Source organism: Nostoc sp. UCD121 (assembly GCF_014222285.1).
GTDB lineage: Bacteria > Cyanobacteriota > Cyanobacteriia > Cyanobacteriales > Nostocaceae > Nostoc.
The window spans coordinates 1-1675 of sequence record NZ_JACKZS010000445.1 but is presented as its reverse complement, the minus strand read 5'-3'; the positions used below and the strand labels follow the sequence as shown (position 1 = coordinate 1675).

The 1675-nt window shown below is 37.9% G+C and carries 1 protein-coding gene; it reads left to right on the top strand.

Annotated elements, in window-relative coordinates; all coding sequences use genetic code 11:
• Nucleotides 1–164 precede the first annotated feature (164 nt).
• A protein-coding gene (locus tag GNF10_RS36730; RefSeq protein WP_185580601.1) for an ISNCY family transposase occupies nt 165–1657 on the top strand; the annotation gives its coding sequence in 2 pieces (ribosomal slippage) (nt 165–1056 and nt 1056–1657; 1494 coding nt in all).
• Nucleotides 1658–1675 lie beyond the last annotated feature (18 nt).

Sequence of the window (1675 nt, the reverse complement as noted above, 5' to 3'; positions counted from 1 at the left end):
CTAGTGTGGCAAAACTTACTAGAGAAGAGCGGAAATCCTGTAATCTTGACCTTGTAGCGAAATAATGGTGCAAAAACTTGGTAAGAAAAAGTCTAAAACCAGAGGCAACATCGTTTGAAGTACTCGATTGTGTTCAAAAAAGATGCCCTTCGTGCAGGGAAGCAATGTGGAATGAATACAATAATCCTCGACATATAAGAACATTAAATGGGGTAGTAGAACTACAGCTAAAAATTCGGCAATGTCACAATAAGTCATGTCTGCGGTACAAAAAAGCATATCGACCAGAGCAAGAAGGGTCACTCGCTCTACCACAAAACGAATTTGGTTTGGATGTGATTGCTTATATAGGAGCATTACGCTACCAGGAACATAGAAGTGTTACCCAAATACACGCTCACCTTGAATTAAAGGGTATATGTATCAGTCAACGAACGGTCACGCACCTAATTGACAGATATGACGAGTTACTTTCTTTGTGGCTAAAAGACCATAAAAGATTAAAAGCAATAGTGGCTAATCAAGGACGGGTAATATTAGCTATTGATGGGATGCAGCCAGAAATTGGACATGAGGTATTATGGGTAATTCGAGATTGCTTATCAGGAGAAATCTTATTAGCTAAAACCTTATTATCATCAAGAAATGAAGATTTAGTGGCGTTATTATTAGAAGTAACTAATACTTTGGATGTACCAATTGATGGAGTTGTTAGTGATGGGCAACAATCAATTCGCAAAGCTGTTAGGTTAGCATTACCTAGAATTGCTCATGGTTTATGTCATTATCATTACCTAAAGGAGGCAATTAAACCCATATATGAGGCGGATCGACATGCAAAAAAGGAATTAAAGAAAAAAGTTAGAGGATTACGAGACATTGAACGTAGTGTTAACAATGAAGATAAGGATTTGGCAAACATTATTGAAGATTATTGCTCGGCAGTACGTAGTTCTATAACCAATGATGGTCATCCACCGTTAGAGGCATCTGGATTAAAGTTACAAGAAAATTTGACGTTGATAGAGCAAAGCTTAGAGCGGATGGAAAAAAAAGTGCTTTACCACCACCTTTAGTCAACCTGAAACACCTTATAGCTAAGGGATTATCTGCGACTGCATCTTTATTTTCACCTGTTATAGTTGCATATCAGTGGGTTAATAAAGCTAGTAATATTCTCAACAATAAAATAGCTCTTGATGCTGCTGGAGTCAAACAAAGTTATCAGCAACTGTTAACAGAAATGTCCCAACAAAAGCAGAAAGCTGGTACACTTAGTACGGCAATCGATAACTTTATAAAAACCACTCATAACTACTGGTCTGGACTTTTTCATTGTTATGAAATTGAAGACTTTCCCAGAACTAATAATGACTTAGAACATGCTTTTGGTATGCTACGTCATCATCAACGTCGTTGTACTGGTCGTAAAGTTGCCCCCTCATCCCTCGTTATTCGTGGTTCTGTCAAACTTGCCTGTGCAATCGCTACTAAACTTCATTCTTTTACCGCATCTGATTTAGCACAAGTTGATATTCATACTTGGCTCGAATTACGCTCTCAACTGAAAAAACACCATAAAGCCAGAATTGAACAATATCGATTTCGCAGAGATCCCAAGGGTTACTTGGCTAATTTAGAGAGTCGTCTTCTCTAGTAAGTTTTACCACACTAG